The 15,956-nt window shown below is 68.0% G+C and carries 12 protein-coding genes; 7 read left to right on the forward strand and 5 right to left on the reverse strand.

Features of this window, described 5'->3' with window-relative positions:
* The first annotated feature begins 104 nt into the window (after positions 1-104).
* On the forward strand, positions 105-1,829 hold the full coding sequence (locus tag ACGFH6_RS37845) for a glycosyl hydrolase family 18 protein (RefSeq protein WP_393394295.1): 1,725 nt from the start codon (positions 105-107) through the stop codon (positions 1,827-1,829).
* 28 nt (positions 1,830-1,857) lie between these two features.
* Complete coding sequence (locus ACGFH6_RS37850; protein WP_393394298.1) at positions 1,858-3,399, forward strand: cellulose binding domain-containing protein; 1,542 nt, start codon at positions 1,858-1,860, stop codon at positions 3,397-3,399.
* Positions 3,400-3,444: 45 nt separating this feature from the next.
* On the opposite strand, the gene ACGFH6_RS37855 is transcribed toward ACGFH6_RS37850, so the two are convergent.
* Positions 3,445-4,200, reverse strand: coding sequence for a hypothetical protein (locus ACGFH6_RS37855; protein ID WP_393394301.1), 756 nt, complete (start codon positions 4,198-4,200; stop codon positions 3,445-3,447).
* Between the two features lie 63 nt (positions 4,201-4,263).
* Positions 4,264-5,160 (reverse strand): LysR family transcriptional regulator, encoded by an 897-nt coding sequence (locus ACGFH6_RS37860; RefSeq protein ID WP_393394304.1) that lies wholly within the window; start codon positions 5,158-5,160, stop codon positions 4,264-4,266.
* 71 nt (positions 5,161-5,231) lie between these two features.
* Here ACGFH6_RS37860 and ACGFH6_RS37865 point away from each other — a divergent pair, with 71 nt between their 5' ends.
* Positions 5,232-6,458: an MFS transporter gene (locus tag ACGFH6_RS37865; protein ID WP_393394307.1), complete on the forward strand. Its 1,227-nt coding sequence runs from the start codon at positions 5,232-5,234 to the stop codon at positions 6,456-6,458.
* A gap of 4 nt (positions 6,459-6,462) precedes the next feature.
* Positions 6,463-6,912: an aminoacyl-tRNA deacylase gene (locus ACGFH6_RS37870; RefSeq protein ID WP_393394310.1), complete on the forward strand. Its 450-nt coding sequence runs from the start codon at positions 6,463-6,465 to the stop codon at positions 6,910-6,912.
* On the opposite strand, the gene ACGFH6_RS37875 is transcribed toward ACGFH6_RS37870, so the two are convergent.
* Entirely contained in the window at positions 6,909-7,826 is a 918-nt protein-coding gene (locus tag ACGFH6_RS37875) for a helix-turn-helix domain-containing protein (RefSeq protein ID WP_393394313.1), read from the reverse strand. The genes ACGFH6_RS37870 and ACGFH6_RS37875 overlap by 4 nt on opposite strands.
* A gap of 9 nt (positions 7,827-7,835) precedes the next feature.
* Positions 7,836-9,524 (reverse strand): chitinase, encoded by a 1,689-nt coding sequence (locus ACGFH6_RS37880; RefSeq protein WP_393394316.1) that lies wholly within the window; start codon positions 9,522-9,524, stop codon positions 7,836-7,838.
* A 422-nt stretch (positions 9,525-9,946) separates the two neighbouring features.
* Between ACGFH6_RS37880 and ACGFH6_RS37885 the strand changes: the two genes are divergently transcribed.
* Positions 9,947-10,795 carry an HAD family hydrolase gene (locus ACGFH6_RS37885; protein ID WP_393394319.1) on the forward strand — a complete coding sequence of 283 codons (849 nt, stop codon included), beginning with the start codon at positions 9,947-9,949 and terminating at the stop codon, positions 10,793-10,795.
* A gap of 259 nt (positions 10,796-11,054) precedes the next feature.
* Here the strand turns inward: ACGFH6_RS37885 and ACGFH6_RS37890 are convergent, their stop codons facing one another.
* Complete coding sequence (locus tag ACGFH6_RS37890; protein ID WP_393394321.1) at positions 11,055-11,834, reverse strand: cell filamentation protein Fic; 780 nt, start codon at positions 11,832-11,834, stop codon at positions 11,055-11,057.
* A 68-nt stretch (positions 11,835-11,902) separates the two neighbouring features.
* Here ACGFH6_RS37890 and ACGFH6_RS37895 point away from each other — a divergent pair, with 68 nt between their 5' ends.
* Complete coding sequence (locus ACGFH6_RS37895; protein WP_393394324.1) at positions 11,903-14,119, forward strand: CDP-glycerol glycerophosphotransferase family protein; 2,217 nt, start codon at positions 11,903-11,905, stop codon at positions 14,117-14,119.
* A gap of 126 nt (positions 14,120-14,245) precedes the next feature.
* Positions 14,246-15,940, forward strand: coding sequence for an arginine--tRNA ligase (gene argS, locus ACGFH6_RS37900; protein ID WP_393394327.1), 1,695 nt, complete (start codon positions 14,246-14,248; stop codon positions 15,938-15,940).
* The last annotated feature ends 16 nt before the right edge of the window (positions 15,941-15,956 follow it).

Here is a 15,956-nt window from a genome sequence, read left to right on the forward strand (position 1 = left end):
GCGAGGCGGCGACCAACGCGTCGTGACCGGTTACCGTTCCTTTCGAAGCGTCTTTAACTAAATTTCACCGGACCGCTTCCGTCCCAGCTCCGGAGGACCCGCCCATGAGTCGATTACGCTTGCTCGCCGCCACGGCCACTGTCGCCGCCACTGCCCTGATCGCTGCCACCGGCGTCGCCTTGGCGAGCGCCGAAGCACCCCGTGCCGCAGCCGCGCCGCTCGCCCCCGCAGCTACCAGCGGCGGCGTGAAGACGGCGTACTTCACCCAGTGGGGTATCTACGCCAACGCGTTCTACCCGAAGAATCTGGTCACCACCGGCGTGGCCGGCAAGCTGGACTTCCTGAACTACGCGTTCGCCAATGTCCACCCGACCGACCACACCTGTTTCATGGCCAACAAGGCCGCCTCGCAGGACGAGAACAACCCGAACGCCGGCGATGGCGCCGGGGACGCGTTCGCCGACTACGGCAAGTCGTACGGCTCGGACATCAGCGTCGACGGCGTCGGCGACGTCTGGAACCAGCCGATCCAGGGCAACTTCAACCAACTGAAGAAGCTCAAGACGCAGTTCCCCAACCTGAAGATCCTGATCTCCATCGGCGGCTGGACGTACTCGAAGTACTTCTCCGACGCGGCCGCCACCGATGCCAAGCGCAAGGCGTTCGTCAGTTCCTGCGTGAACATGTTCCTCAAGGGCGACCTGCCCGTGATCGACGGCTTCGGCGGCCCCGGTACGGCGGCCGGCATCTTCGACGGCATCGACATCGACTGGGAGTACCCGGGCTCGCCGAACGGCCACGTCGGCAACCACTTCAGTGCCGCGGACAAACAGAACTTCACCCTGCTGCTGGCCGAGCTGCGCGCGCAGCTCGATGCCTACGGCAACCAGACCGGCAAGCGGTACTACCTGACCGCCGCCACCCCGGCCGGGCAGGACAAGATCGCCACGATCGAGACGAACAAGATCGGGCAGTACCTCGACTACAACAACGTGATGTCGTACGACATGCACGGCGGCTGGGAGGCCACCGGGCCGACGAACTTCCAGGACCCGCTCTACCAGGCGCCGAACGACCCGAGCAACCCGATCCCGCCGGGCTCGAGCAAGTACTCCGTGGACGGTGCCGTGAAGGCGTGGACCACCGGCGACCCGGCGTACGGCATCCCGGGCGGGTTCCCGGCGAACAAGCTGACGATCGGGTATCCCTTCTACTACAGGGGATGGAAGGGTGTTCCGAGCACAGCCAACGGCAAGTACCAGACAGCTACCGGTCCCGCCGACGGACACGCGCTGAGCGGCAACGTACCGGGAGTCTCGTTCTACAAGGAGCTCACCGGCTTCGTCGACGACCCCTCGGCCACGTACTTCGACGACGCCACCAAGTCGTCGTGGTTCTACCGCAACGGGACCTTCTGGACCGGCGACAACGCCCAGTCGATCAAGGCCAAGGCGGACTATCAGCACTGCAACGGTCTGGCCGGCGCGATGATGTACTCCCTCGAGGCCCTCGACCCGAACGTCACGCTCTTCAACAACGTGATCAACGCGGTCAACGCCGACACCCCTGGCTGCAGCGGCCCGCCCACGACACCTCCCACCACGCCGCCCACCACCCCGCCCGCGACACCTCCCACTACACCGCCGACCACGCCTCCCACCACACCGCCGACGACGCCACCCACGGCGACCCCGTGGGCACCGAACACGACGTACGCGACCGGTGCACTGGTGACCTACAACGGCGTCACCTACAAGTGCATCCAGGGCCACACGTCCCTGACCGGCTGGGAGCCGCCGAACGTCCCCGCACTCTGGGGCCGGGTCTGATCACGTACCGCCCACTGATCGGAGCATCATGAAACGCATCACTCTGGCGATAGCAGCCATCACCGCAGTGGTCATCGCACTGCTGACAGCACAGGCGGCGAACGCCGCAGGAGTCACCGCAGCCTTCACCAAGGTGTCCGACTGGGGCAGCGGGTTCGAAGGCAAGGTGACCGTCACCAACGGCACCACCAGTTCACTGAGCACCTGGTCGGTCGCACTCGACTTCCCGTCCGGCTACACGATCTCGAGCTCGTGGGACGCGACCAGGAGCAGCAGCGGCCAGACGCACACCTTCACCCCGCCCAGCTGGGCCGGACCGCTCGCCCCGGGCGCAACGGTCACCTTCGGCTTCAACGGCAGCCCGGGCAACTTCCCCGGTCTGGCCGCCTGCCGGCTGAACGGTGGCTCCTGCAGTGGCGGCGGTGGCGGCACCGCCCCCGGTGCACCGACCGGCCTTTCCGGTACGGCGACCTCCTCATCGGTGAGCCTGACGTGGTCAGCGCCCAGCGGTGCGACCAGCTACAGCGTCTACCGCAACGGCACGAAGGTCGGCAGCTCGACCGGTACGTCGTACACGGACTCCGGTCTGGCGGCCAACACGACGTACAGCTATCAGGTCAGCGCTTCCAACAGTGCAGGCGAGGGTCCGAAGAGCACGACGATCTCCGTGAAGACCTCCACCGGTGGCGGCAATACCGGCACCCGCCGGGCCGCGCCGTACCTCTACATGGGCTGGGGCGACCCGCCCAACCCGGCGACCGTGATGAATGCCACCGGCATCAAGTGGTTCACGATGGCCTTCATCCTCTCGTCCGGCGGCTGCAACCCGGCCTGGGACGGCAACCGGCCGCTGCAAGGCGGCGCCGACGCCAACGCGATCGCGCAGATCCGGGCCGCCGGTGGCGACATCGTGCCGTCGATCGGCGGCTGGAGCGGCAACAAGCTCGGCCCGAACTGCAGCACCCCGGAGGCACTGGCCGGCGCGTACCAGCAGGTCATCAGCGCCTACAACCTGAAGGCGATCGACATCGACATCGAGAACTCCGACGAGTTCGAGAACGAGGCCGTCCAGGACCGGATCCTGACCGCGCTGAAGATCGTCAAGCAGAACAACCCCGGGATCCAGACGATCCTGACCTTCGGCACCTCGACCACCGGCCCGAACTACTACGGCAACCGGCTGATCGAGCGGTCCGCGGCGCTCGGCGCGAACATCGACATCTTCACGCTGATGCCGTTCGACTTCGGCAGCGCCAACATCTACAACGACACGGTGGCCGCGTCACAGGGCCTGAACAACAAGCTGAAGGCGACCTTCGGCTGGAGCACCGCCGACGCCTACGCCCACCAGGGCATCTCCGGCATGAACGGTCTGTCCGACCAGCAGGAGATGACCACCACGGCGACCTGGCAGAACATCACCAACTGGGCCAAGAGCAACGGGCTCGGCCGGCTGGCGTTCTGGTCGGTGAACCGTGACCGCGGCTGCGCCGGCGGAGGCGTGGTCTCGAACTGCAGCGGCATCGCACAGCCCGACTGGGAGTTCACCCGGATCACCGCGGGCTTCTGACCGGCAGCGGTACGGCGGCGTACGGGGCAGTTACCCGTACGCCGCTCAGCCGGACTTGAGCGCCTTGACGATGAGGGCGTTGCGGGCGTTCTGGCCGCGCGGGACCGAGGGGTGCAGGCCGTCGCGCAGGTACAGCTGCAGGCGCTCGGGCTTCGCGGCCAGATGCTCGGCCCACTGGATGATGCGGAGGTTGTCGTGCCGGCGCTGTGCCTCGGCCAGCTGCAGGTTGATCCAGGCGCTGTTGCGCTGGTCGGCGACCTGGATGGCCGGACCGTACAGCGTGCGGGCCGCCTGGATGTTCACCCAGAAGACCGTGCGGTCCTCGCCGACGATCTGCATCGTCCGCTCGATCTGCGCGGCCACCGCGGGCGGCGTGAAGATGTCGTTGGAGCCGACCGACATCAGGACGCGGTGCGGCAGGCCGTAGTCCTGGGCCCAGGTGTTCAGCGCATCGACGGCCGGAGTGACCGGACGGCCGGCCCAGTTGTTGGCCGCGATGTTGATGCCGACCAGCGTCAGCTGCTTGGCCAGCGAGCGAGCGTCCTGGAGGGCGATGCTGTCGCCGAACATGTAGACGCCGTCGGTCTCCTGCGCCCTGCGGATCTGCGCCTCGGTGGAGATCGCGTACGCCTGCCGCTCCCAGGTGCCCAGCACTCCCGAGCCGTAGACACCGGCCGCGCTGGCCTCGGCGCTCGTGGCGGTCGCCGTCGCGGCCGATGCGACAGTCGACGCCGCGGCCGCCGTACCTGCCGCGAACAGCAGCCGCCGGCTCGGCCTGAACGAACTGAGACGCTTCCTCACGGAGAAACTGTGCGGGGGAAAGCCCTCTCTCTGCAAGTCGACACCGCAGAAATGGGACGGACGCTACGAAAGTCGGCTGGACGTCGCGGGCCGGGAACGGACGAACGTACGGAACCGCTCGGCGGCCGGTGTGAGCTGTGTCCGCAGCCGCCACGCCATACCGATCTCCCGCCGGGCCTGAACACCGGCCAGTGGCACCGACACGGCACCACTGTCGCTGCCACGGACCGCACCGGCCGGCAGGACGGCCACTCCGAGGCCGGCACCGACCAGACCGTCGATGGTGGCCAGGTCGGTCGCCTCGAAGGCCAGCTGCGGCGTGAACCCGGCGGCCCGGCACAGCTCATCGCTGATCCTCCGGAAGCCGAACCCCGGCCGCAGCCCGATGAACGGCTCGTCGGCCGCCGCCGCCAGCTCCACCCGCCGCCGCGACGCGAACGGATGCCCGGGCGGGACCTGCAGGCACAGCCGCTGCTGCTCCATCAGGTGCCAGCCGAACACCTCCGGATCTGGTCGTGGCGCGATGATGCCGATCTCGGCCTCACCGCTGACGAGGTCCTGGACGATGTCGTGGGACGGCTCCTGCCGCAGCGCGAACCGGACGCTCGGCGCCACCTCACGGAACGCCTTCAGCAGGTCCGGCACCAGGCTGGTCGCGACCGAGTGCAGGAACCCGAGGCGGACCATTCCCGACTCCGGATCGATCAATGCGTCGATCCGCCGCCGGGCCGAGTCGACCGCCGCCGTACCGGCCTGGGCCGCCTCGAGGACGAGCCGTCCGTACGGGTTCAGCCGTACGCCGCGATGCTCGCGCTCGAAGAGCTGGACCCCGAACGCATTCTCCACCCGCCGCAACGACCGGGACAGATTCGGCTGGCTGGTGCCCAGCGCCGCGGCGGCATCGGTCAGATGCTCGGTCTCCGCGAGTACGGCGAACCACCGCAGGTCCTCGATATTCATACCGAAAGCGTATCGGTAGCTGTTGAGATCGACATTTTACGTATGGCGCAAGCTATGCGACCGTCGAAGACATGCACGTCGCCCCGCACCTGAGCGAGCCCGGCTACCGCCCTGGAGACCGCGAGTACCGCAAACTCTCGATCGCACTCTTCGCAGCCGGCCTGGCGACGTTCGCACTGCTCTACAGCACCCAACCGCTGCTTCCCGAACTGGTCGACGCGTTCCACGTCTCCCCCAGCCAGAGCGCCTTCACCGTGTCCATCGCCACGCTCGGACTCGGGATCGCTCTGCTCATCGCAGGCCCTGCCTCCGAAGTGGTCGGGCGTACCACGCTGATGCGCTGGTCGGTAGCAGCCACCTCCGGCTTCGCCGTACTCACCGCAGCCGCACCGACCTGGCACACCCTGCTCGCACTGCGCGGTCTGCAAGGCGTCGCCATGGCCGGGCTGCCCGCCGTCGCGATGGCCTACCTCAGAGAAGAAGTGCATTCGTCCAGTCACGCCCGCGCCAGCGGCCTCTACATCGCGGGTACGGCGGTAGGCGGTATGACGGGTCGCCTGATCACGGGAGGCCTCGACGACCTCGGCGGCTGGCGGGTCGCGACCGCCGGCATCGCCCTGGTCGGCGTCCTGTGTGCTGCGCTGGTCTGGCTCCTGCTGCCGTCGTCACGGAACTTCCACCCGAGCCCGGCCAGTCCACGACAGCTCTTCATGCAGACCGGTCGAGTACTGCGTGATCCAGCGCTACTGGCCCTCTACGGGATCGCAGCTACCGCGGTGGGCGCGTTCGTTGCCGTCTACAACGGTGCCGTCTTCCGGCTGTCCGAAGCGCCGTACCTGCTGAGCTCGGGGATGGCCGGGCTGGTCTTCTGCGTCTATCTGCTCGGCTCGGTCGGCTCGGCGACGGCAGGATCGCTTGCAGACCGGTACGGGCGTCGCGTCGTCGTACCGGTCGGCTGCTTGATCACGCTGGCCGGGGTCGCGATCACTCTGGCCGCGCCGCTCCCACTCATCATCCTGGGGCTCGCAGTGATGACCGCAGGCTTCTTCGCGGTCCACGGTGTCGCCGGTGGATGGGTCGCCGTCCGGGCACACGCCGGAGGCGGCGGCACCGGACAGGCAGCCAGCCTGTACCTCTTCTCCTTCTACCTGGGCTCGTCCGTCTTCGGCGGTCTCGCAGGTACGGCGTGGAGCAGCGCGGGCTGGAGTGGAGTCGTACTGGAAGCCGGGGCACTGTTCCTGGTGGCGCTGGTGCTGTCGATCGTCCTCAGGGGCGTTCCGAGCAAGGTGCCAAACTAGCCAGGTGACCAAAGCGACCGATGCAGCCGATCAGCTGGGCCTCAGCTACGAGGTGACCCGGCATGGACGAGTCAACTCGCTGGAGGAGGCCGCGGCCGCACGCGGCATCGAGCCGGCCCGGCTGATCAAGACGATCGTGGTGCGGCTGGCCGACGACGACTACCGGTTCGTGCTGGTCCCCGGCGACCGCGAGATCGCCTGGCCCAAGCTCCGGGCACTGCTCGGCGTCAACCGCATCTCGATGCCGGACAAGGACACCGCGTTCGACGTGACCGGCTACGTCCGCGGCACCATCACCCCGCTCGGCAGCACCCACGCCTGGCCGGTGATCGCCGACGAGCGGATCACCGGCACCATCTCCATCGGCGGCGGCGACCACGGCGTGGGGATGACGGTGAACGCCGAGGACCTGGCCAAGTTCCTGAACGCCACCGTCGCCGATGTGACCGACTAGACGAGTAGTCCACGCTGGCCCGCCCGGAGGCCGGCCTGGAAACGGGTGGTGGCGTCCAGCGACCTGAGGATCCGCTGCATGCGGCGCTCCACCGTCCGCTGGGCCACACCGAGCCGCCGGGCGATGGCCTGGTCTGTCAGTCCGGCCGCCGCCAGCGACAGCAACTGCTGATCCTCGAAGCTGAGCGGACCCTCCGAGGCAGACGGAGCCAAGGGACTCGCCTGCTTCCACAGCAGCTCGAACAACCGCAGCAGCCCGTCCAGCAGACTCGAAGGCCCGAGCTCGACCACCACATCCGGACTCGTCGGCAGCAGCCCAGTACGGCGGTCCACCACGACCAGCTTCAGCGGTACGTCGCGCAAGATCCGGCAACCCGCAGAGCGGGCAGCCATCAGGTCACTCGGCTCCGACAGCGACGCCATGTCGTAGATCGTCCGGTACGACACACCATGCGCCCGCCGTGGCTCGATCGGAACCACCGCGTACGGCGGCCGATCCAGCACCAGTACTTCGTCCTGCGCGCACTGCTGCGCCTGGTTGAACCGCTGAGCGATCGCCTCCGCCCCGCGGACCACCGTGAACGCGTCATGCCGCGCCCGGAACTCCGCGGTCAGCACCGAGGCACCCACGCGGGCCTCGACGATCGCGGCCTGCTTCCGGAGCGCGAGCAACTCGACCGCGGCCTCCGGTACGGCCGGGACGTAGCGCGCAGGACGCCCCGGCGTGCGGGAGGCCAGGCCGAGTGCCAGCAGGGACCGCAGATGCCGGCCGACGCGAGTGGTCGCCCAGCCGGTGTCGTGGGACAGATCGATGGTGGTGCACTCCGGCCGGGCCAGAAGCGCCCGGTAGAGCTGCTCGTCCTCCGAGCAGACACCGAGCGCCTCCAGCACCGGAGCAGGTCGGTAGCTGTGCATGTCTGCGCGTCAGGGCAGTGAATGGACGTGGGATCCGACCTGGTTGGCGAACGCGTTGCCGTTCAGCGCGTCCCAGTTGGTCGACCAGGTCATCGCGCCACGCAGCGCCGGCCACGTGGTGCTGGGCTTGAAGTTGCCGCAGTTGGTGCCCTTGGTCAGGCAGTCCAGCGCGTTGTTGACGATCGTCGGCGAGACGTACCCACTGCCAGCCGCACGGGACGACGCCGGCAGGCCGAGGCCGACCTGGTCGGGCCGGAGCCCACCCTGCAGCATGATGCACGCCTGCGCGGTGATGAAGTCGACCGTGCCCTGCGAGTACACCTGCCCGTCGCAGCCGTTCATCGAGCCGGAGTTGTAGTACTGCACATTGACCACGGTCAGGATGTCCTTGATCGCCAGCGCGAGCTTGAAGTACTCGAACGAAGTGCTCTGCATGTCGATCGTCTGCGGTGCCATCGCGATCACCAGACCGCTGCCGAACTGACTCTGCAGGCTCCGCAGCGCTTGGCCCATGTACTGCGCGTTGACGCCGTTCTCCAGGTCGATGTCGATCCCGTCGAACCCGTACTCGTGCAGTACGGCGAGCGCACTGCCGGCGAAGTTGTTCGCGGCGGTGGAGTCGCCGACCGAGATGGTGCCGTTCTGGCCACCGACCGACAGGATGACCTTCTTCCCGGCAGCCTTCTTCGCGGCGATGTCCGCCTTGAACTGAGCGACGGTGTAGCCACCGAGCCCGGCGGAGTCCAGGTTGAAGGTGATGGCGCCCGGCCGGGAGGCGTCCGCGTCGGCGAACGCCACCGCGATCAGGTCGTACGCCGCCGGTACGTCGGAGATGCGCTGCACCGTCGCACCGTTGTTGAAGTTCTGCCAGTACCCGGTGAGGACGTGCTTCGGCAGGCTGCCGGCCGGTGGGGTCGTCGGGCCGCTGGACGTCGTACCGGAGACGGTGGCGCCGTACAGCGAGCAGTTGCCGCTCGGGTCACACGCCCGAACCTTGAAGCTGTACGTCGTACTCGGGCTCAGACCGGTCGCGGTCCAGTTGGTCACGGCGCCGACGTTCTGTGCGGCCGACGTCCCGCGCACCACGTCATAGTGGTCGATGCCGTTCGCGTCCGACGCGGCGGACCAGTTGAGCTGCAACGAACTCGAGGTCGGGCTGCCGACGGTGAGTCCACCGGGAGTCGACGGTGGCGTGGTGTCCGCCGTCCCACCGGGACCGTCCAGTACGACGTCATCGGCCTGGTACGCCGGGAGGCCGTACCAGCCATGCAGATAGATCGTCACGGACGTAGCTGATGAGCCGGTGGTGTAGGGAACGGTCAGCTGGCTCCACGCGCTGCTGGTGGTCCAGGTGCTGGGTCCGCCGTCGACGCCCAGATAGACGTTCGATCCCTTCACCCAGGCGGACAAGGTGTACGCCGTATTGGGCTGTACCGGTATGGATTGGGAGCAACGGGCGATGTCGGATCCGCTCGGAGTGGCCTGGAGCGCGTAGCTACCGGTGCGGGCCGAGCCGGAGACCGTGCCGGCCGGGCAGGACCACCCGGAGGTAGTGCCGGTTTCGAAGGATCCGTTGGTGACGAGATTGGTGGCGGCCGTCCCGGTCGAGGGGACCAGGACCAGGCCCGCGAGGGCGAGGAGCAGCGTGAGCAGGACGGGAATGATCGCGGCCTGGGGGCGGTGTGCAGGCGGGTTCATGGCTTACAAACTGTGACTGCGCAACTACATTGTCAAGACCCTGCATAAAGTGAGCGCGCTCTCACGCTGCCAAAAGGTGAAGAATGTACAGATTCTTGACATAACCGTTGCGAAAATCCGCCGGTAGAAAGGCGACGGCCCCCGGCGGGGGGGTGACCGGGGGCCGTCTTCGGCCACGGGCTCGGGGGGAGGAGCCGGGGGCCGATCAGGAGGCGACAGTCTGCCACTGTCAGGGGTTATGTACCCCCCAAAATCGGATCTCACACATCTCGATTCGGTTGCGACCGAGCACGTGTGGACCGAGCGCCGAGGAGTGCCGATCAGGCCTCCCAAGCCAGTGTCACTGTCACACTGCCAAACAGTCTAACGGGAGACCGGCCGACACAAAAGCCCGGGCCCCTCGGCGTTTCTCTCCGATGCCTATGCTCGACCTCATGGAGCCCCTCGGGACCACTCGGTCCGCCGCCTTCTTCGATCTGGACAAGACCATAATCGCCCGTTCGAGCACGCTCGCGTTCTCGCGGCCGTTCTATGCCGGCGGGCTGATCAACCGGCGGACGGTCCTGCGCAGCGCCTACGCTCAGTTCGTCTACCTGCTCGGCGGCGCCGACCACGACCAGATGGAGCGGATGCGGGAATACATCTCCGCGATGTGCACTGGGTGGGACGTCCGGACGGTGCAGGCGATCGTCGCCGACACCCTCCACCACATCGTCACGCCGATGATCCACGACGAGGCGGTGGAGCTGATCGAGGCTCATCACGCGGCCGGCCGGGACGTGGTGATCGTGTCGTCGTCGGGTGCCGAGGTGGTCGAGCCGATCGGAGCGATGCTCGGCGCGGACAAGGTGATCGCCACCCGCATGGTAGTTGCTGATGGCAAGTACACCGGCGAGATCGCGGAGTATGCCTACGGCCCGAACAAGGCGACCGCGATCCAGGCGCTGGCCGTGGCCGAGGGCTACGACCTCGAGAACTCCTTCGCCTATTCGGATTCCATCACCGACGAACCGATGCTGGCCACGGTCGGTCACCCGCACGCGGTCAACCCGGACAAGGCGTTGCGGCGGCTCGCTGCCGAGCGTGACTGGCCGGTCCTCGACTTCAAGGAGCCCGTCGGTCTGACCGAGCGGTCACGTTTGCGTGAGGTACGGCGTCCCGCGATGGCGGCCGGCCTGGTCGCCGGACTGGCGGCCGGGGCGTTCCTGCTGGCCTCCCGCCGGCGGTCGCGGCCGGCCTCGGACAGCCTGGGCGGCGGTCCGGAAAGCTGAAGGTTGCTTCATTGTTCTCAACTGCATGAAGACCGAGCTTCCCCTTCACAGAAAGGGTATTCAGGAGTACAAAGGAAGCACAAAGGACCTTCGGGTCCGGTAGAGATTGCACGGCAGCCAGGCACCCACGCGGCGACCAGCCCATCCCAACCGGGCAGCGCGACCCAGGCCTAGTCCTGTGGCGGCAAACAGGTGCACGCATGGTAACCAGGATGGCGTGCCAGCGACGGCGTTCTCGTCAGAGAGCGCCGTTCGCACGTTACCGGGACCGGACCAGCGGTGACCGTTCGGCACCGAGTGTCAGGACTTCGCAGGTCCGCAATAACCAGTCACGAACCCCGGTCAATCCTCGCGCTGCGTAGTCGCCGAGGCCCGATCCATACGATCCGGCCAACTCGTAGTGACCAAGCTCCGGCACCGTGACCCCGACCGGGTCGATGCCCCGGGCAACCAACAGACAGCGTTCGGCGGCCCGGGCGACGAGTCCGTTCGCGGTGGGGAACGGACGCAGGACAGCCAGTTCGGCGTGGACGATGCCCGCGACGACCAGGCCGGGCGCCTTGGTCGGGCGGGTCAGGTTCTGCGCGAGGGCGCTCAGCCGCTCCCACATCTCGTCCGCGGGCGGCGCCGGCGGCAGGCCCGGGATGTCGTCGGGCAGTGTCTCGCGGGTGGTTCGCAAATGGCCCAGCTGCTCGTCCGGTCCGAGGTCCGCGGCCGCCAACTGGTGCAGTCTGGTCCAGACCTGCACCGGCGCGGTGTCTATCCGCGGCGCGAGCGCCATCAGCTCGCCGGTCATCCGCACCGCCCCGGTGGCCAGTCCGTCGGCGGCGCCACGCCGTACCTCGTCGAGCGTCGCTGGGCTGCCGGCCAGCGCGGCGGACGCGTGGGCGCCACGCAGCAGGGCCTCGGCGGTCACGTCCGAGCCGACCTTGCGCAGACCGCGGTCCCGCAGCAGCACGTCGACCGCGTCCCGTGCGGCCCGGGCCGCCGACCCGACCCCCTCCAGCCCACCCAGTGGCTCGAACACATCAACACTCATACCTGCACCCTAGGGCGTCGATGGTGGTCCCACGCCGGACCACCAGCGACACCCTAGGATGACGTGGCATGGCGCTCGGCACCGTCCCCAAGTTCAGCATCGTGGTCCCCTGCCATGCCTCCCGGGCGTGGCTGCGACCCTGCCTGGACTCGGTGCTGAGCCAGTCGTTCACCGACTTCGAGATCATCGGGGTGGACGACGCCGACCGGGACGGCTCCGGCCGGATCCTGGCGGAGTACGCCGCCGCCGACCCGCGGGTGCGGGCGCTGCACCTGGACGAGAACGTCGGTTTGGGCCTGGCCCGGAACGCCGGGCTGAAGGAGTGCCGCGGCGAGTACGTGCTGTTCCTGGACGCTGACGACCTGTACCTGCCCGGCTCGCTCGAGGCGATCGCCGGCCGGATCGATGACACCGGCCGGCCGGACATCGTGCTGTTCGACTACGAGCGGATCTTCTGGGACGGCCGGGTGGTCGGCAACCGGCGGCACGACGCGTTCGCCCGGGAGGGCGCCGGGGTGTTCACCGCGGCCGAGCGGCCGATCTTCCTCACCTTCCTCGAGGTGGTCTGGAACAAGGCCTGCCGGCGCGACTTCCTCAGCCGGCACGGGTTCGCGTTCACGGACGGCTTCTACGAGGACGCGCCGTGGACCTACTCGACGATGCTGACCGCCGAGCGGATCGCCACCCTGGACCGGGTCGTCGTGCACTACCGGCAGCACCGGACCGGCGGCAACATTCACGCCACCGGCGGCCGCAGGCAGTGGGACATCTTCCGCCAGTACGACCGGGTGCACGCGTTCATCCAGTCCGACCCGGAGCTGGCCGGCTGGCGGCGGTTCGCGTTCGACCGGTCGCTGGACCACGTCCTCGCCGTACTGGCCAAGCCGGAGCGGATCGATCCGGACGACCGGGCCGACTTCTTCCACGCCGCGCACGCGTTCGCGAAGCGGTGGAAGCCCGACGGGTACACCTCCGACCGCACCGGACGGGGCTTCAAACGCTGGCTGCTGATCCACGACGACTACGCGACGTACTCCACGCTCAAGCTGAGCGCGAAGGTGCTGCACGTCCCGAGCCCGCGCAAGACCGTCGGCAAGCTGCTGCACCGGGCCAAGCTCGACCCGAACCTGGCCGCCTACACGGCCTACTGGTTCAAGCAGTACGCCTGTAACCCGCGGGCGATCTACGAGAAGGCGGCCGAGTTGGCGCCGCAGCTGCGCGGTGTCTGGGTGGTCGACTCCGACCACGTCGCCGCCGTCCCGGAGGGTGTCGAGTACGTCGTCGCGGGCTCACCGGCGTACGGCAAGCTGCTGGACCGGGCGACGTACTTCATCAGCAACATGAACTGGCCGAAGGAGCTGGAGAAGCGGGACGGGCAGATCCACCTGCAGACCCAGCACGGTACGCCGCTGAAGACGATGGGGACCGACCTGCGGCACTTCCCGCAGGCGGCGAAGGACCTCGACCTCGACGAGCTGATGCGCCAGGTCGACCGCTGGGACTTCAACCTGTCCTCGAACCGGTACTCGTCGGAGATCTGGGAGCGGACCTACCCGGCGTACTTCGAGGAGCTCGAGTACGGCTACCCGCGCAACGACCGTCTGCTCACCACGAGCATCGACGAGGTCCGCGCGATCCGGGCGTCGTTCGGCTTCGACGACTCGCACCTCGTCGTGCTCTACGCGCCGACGTTCCGCGACGGCATCGACTCGATCCGGACCCCGACCGGTGTGGTCGACCTGGGCGGCACCGGCGTCCACCTCGACCTGGACCGGCTGGCCGGAGCGGTCGGGGAGCACGGCCGGGTGCTGGTGCGGACGCACTACTCGTTGTCGACGACGCCGGAGGTCCACTCCGGCAAGGTGATCGACGCGTCCCGGCACCCGCGGGTGGAGGACCTGATGCTGGCCGCCGACGTCCTCGTCTCGGACTACTCCTCCATCACCTTCGACTACGCGAACCTGGACCGCCCGGTCGTCCTGCTGGCCGAGGATCAGCGCTTCTACAACCGCCGGCGCGGCACCTACTTCGATATCACCGAGTTCCCGCCCGGGCTGGTCGCACGGTCGCCGGAGGAGCTGCTGACGATCCTGCAGACCGGTGCGTTCGCGGCGGCCGAGGCGTCCAAGCACCGGCAGCTGTTCCGGGAGAAGTTCTGCGAGTACGACGACGGCCGGGCGGCAGAGCGAGTCGTACGGCGGGTGTTCCTCGGCGAGACCGACGTACCGGCGATCGTGCCGCTGCACGAGCGCTCTCCGGCAGCCTCGCCGCACTTTCATGCATAATGGCTGACATGTCGATCAGCCTGAAGTCCGTGAGCGCCGCGCGCCTCCGCTTCAGCCTGCGACGACGACGCACTGTCTGAACACCTGAGTCCCTGTTCCAGTGCGTCTCCCTTTGAAGGACCCTTCATGTCCGCTGTTCTGCCTGTTCTGGCCACCAGACTGTCCACTGCCGCCGCGGCCGCCTTCGGTCCGTCGTACGGCGAACTCGATCCCGAACTGCGGTCGGCGACCAGACCCGAGTTCGGCCACTACCAGACCAACCTCGCGCTCCGCCTGGCGAATGCCCTAGGCCGGCCGCCGCGGGAGATCGCCACCCGCCTGGTCGCCGAGCTACATGTCGACGACCTGTGTGAGCCGCCGCAGATCGCCGGACCCGGCTTCGTCAACCTGACCTTGCGGTCCGAGACGTTGGCCGCGGCGGTCAACGAGCCGCTGACGTTCGGGCCGCGCGGCGAGCGTGTCGTCGTCGACTACTCACAGCCCAACGTCGCGAAGCAGATGCATGTCGGCCACCTGCGGTCGACGGTGATCGGTGACGCGCTCTGCAACGTCCTGCGGTACGTCGGCTACGAGGTGATCCGGCAGAACCACGTCGGTGACTGGGGCACGCAGTACGGAATGATGATCGAGCAGCTCAAGGACGAGGAGCTGGACCCGGAATCCCTTGATCTGCAGGGATTGCAGCTGCTGTACGAGCGGAGCCGGAAGCATTTCGATGCCGATGGCCCCTTCGCGGACCGGTCCAGACTGCGTGTTGTGGCGCTGCAGTCCGGCGATCCAGAGACGCGGGCGATCTGGCGCCGGATGGTCGAGGTTTCGCTGGACGACTTCGAGCAGGTGTACGCGCTGCTCGGATCCGCCCTGACCCGGGACGACGTGGTCGGCGAGAGCGCCTACAACGACGATCTGCAGCCGATCGTGGACGAGCTGTCCGCGGCCGGTCTGCTGACCGAGTCCGAGGGGGCGTTGTGCGCGTTCCTGCCCGGGTTCCTCGGCCGGGACGGCCAGCCGCTGCCGGTGATCGTGCGGAAGTCCGACGGCGGCTTCGGCTACAGCGCGACCGATCTCGCCGCCGTTCGGCACCGGGTGAACACGCTGCACGCCAGCCGGATCGTATACGTCGTCGACCACCGGCAATCCTTGCACTTCGACCAGATCTTCACTCTCGCCAGAACGGCCGGCTGGTTGCCGCCGACAACAACCGCCGAGCACGTCAGCTTCGGAACTGTGCTCGGACCGAACGGAAAGCCCTTCAAAACAAGGGCAGGCGGCACGGTGAAGCTGACCGTCTTGCTCAACGAGGCGGTGGCGCGGGCCGATTCGCTGCTGGAGGGTCGCGACGGAGTCGACCGGCAGACGACCGCACGCGCGGTAGGCATCGGCGCGGTCAAGTACGCCGACCTGTCCAGCGACCGGGGCAACGACTACGGGTTCGACCTCGACCGGATGGTCGCAATGACCGGCAACACCGGGCCGTACCTCCAGTACGCGCATGCCCGGCTGACCCGGCTGCTCGCCAAGGCCGGCGCATCCGACGGCGAGGTGACCGACCTGAAGGACCCGGCCGAGGTGAGACTCGCACTGCTGCTGACCGGGTTCGCCGGCACGGTCGCCCAGGTCGCGGAGACCCTTCAACCGCACCGCCTCTGCACCTACCTCTACGAGGTCGCCGCCGCACTGTCCGCGTTCTACGAGCAGTGCCCGGTGCTGACCAGCGAGGGCGCGACCAGAGCCAGCAGAATCGCGCTCTGCGCGGCGACCCGGAAAGTGTTGCAGGATGGACTCGGCCTGCTCGGTATCACGGCCCCAGATGCGATGTGACTCTCCCGGAGGTTGC

The organism is Kribbella sp. NPDC049227 (assembly GCF_043197265.1).
Taxonomy (GTDB): Bacteria; Actinomycetota; Actinomycetes; order Propionibacteriales; family Kribbellaceae; genus Kribbella.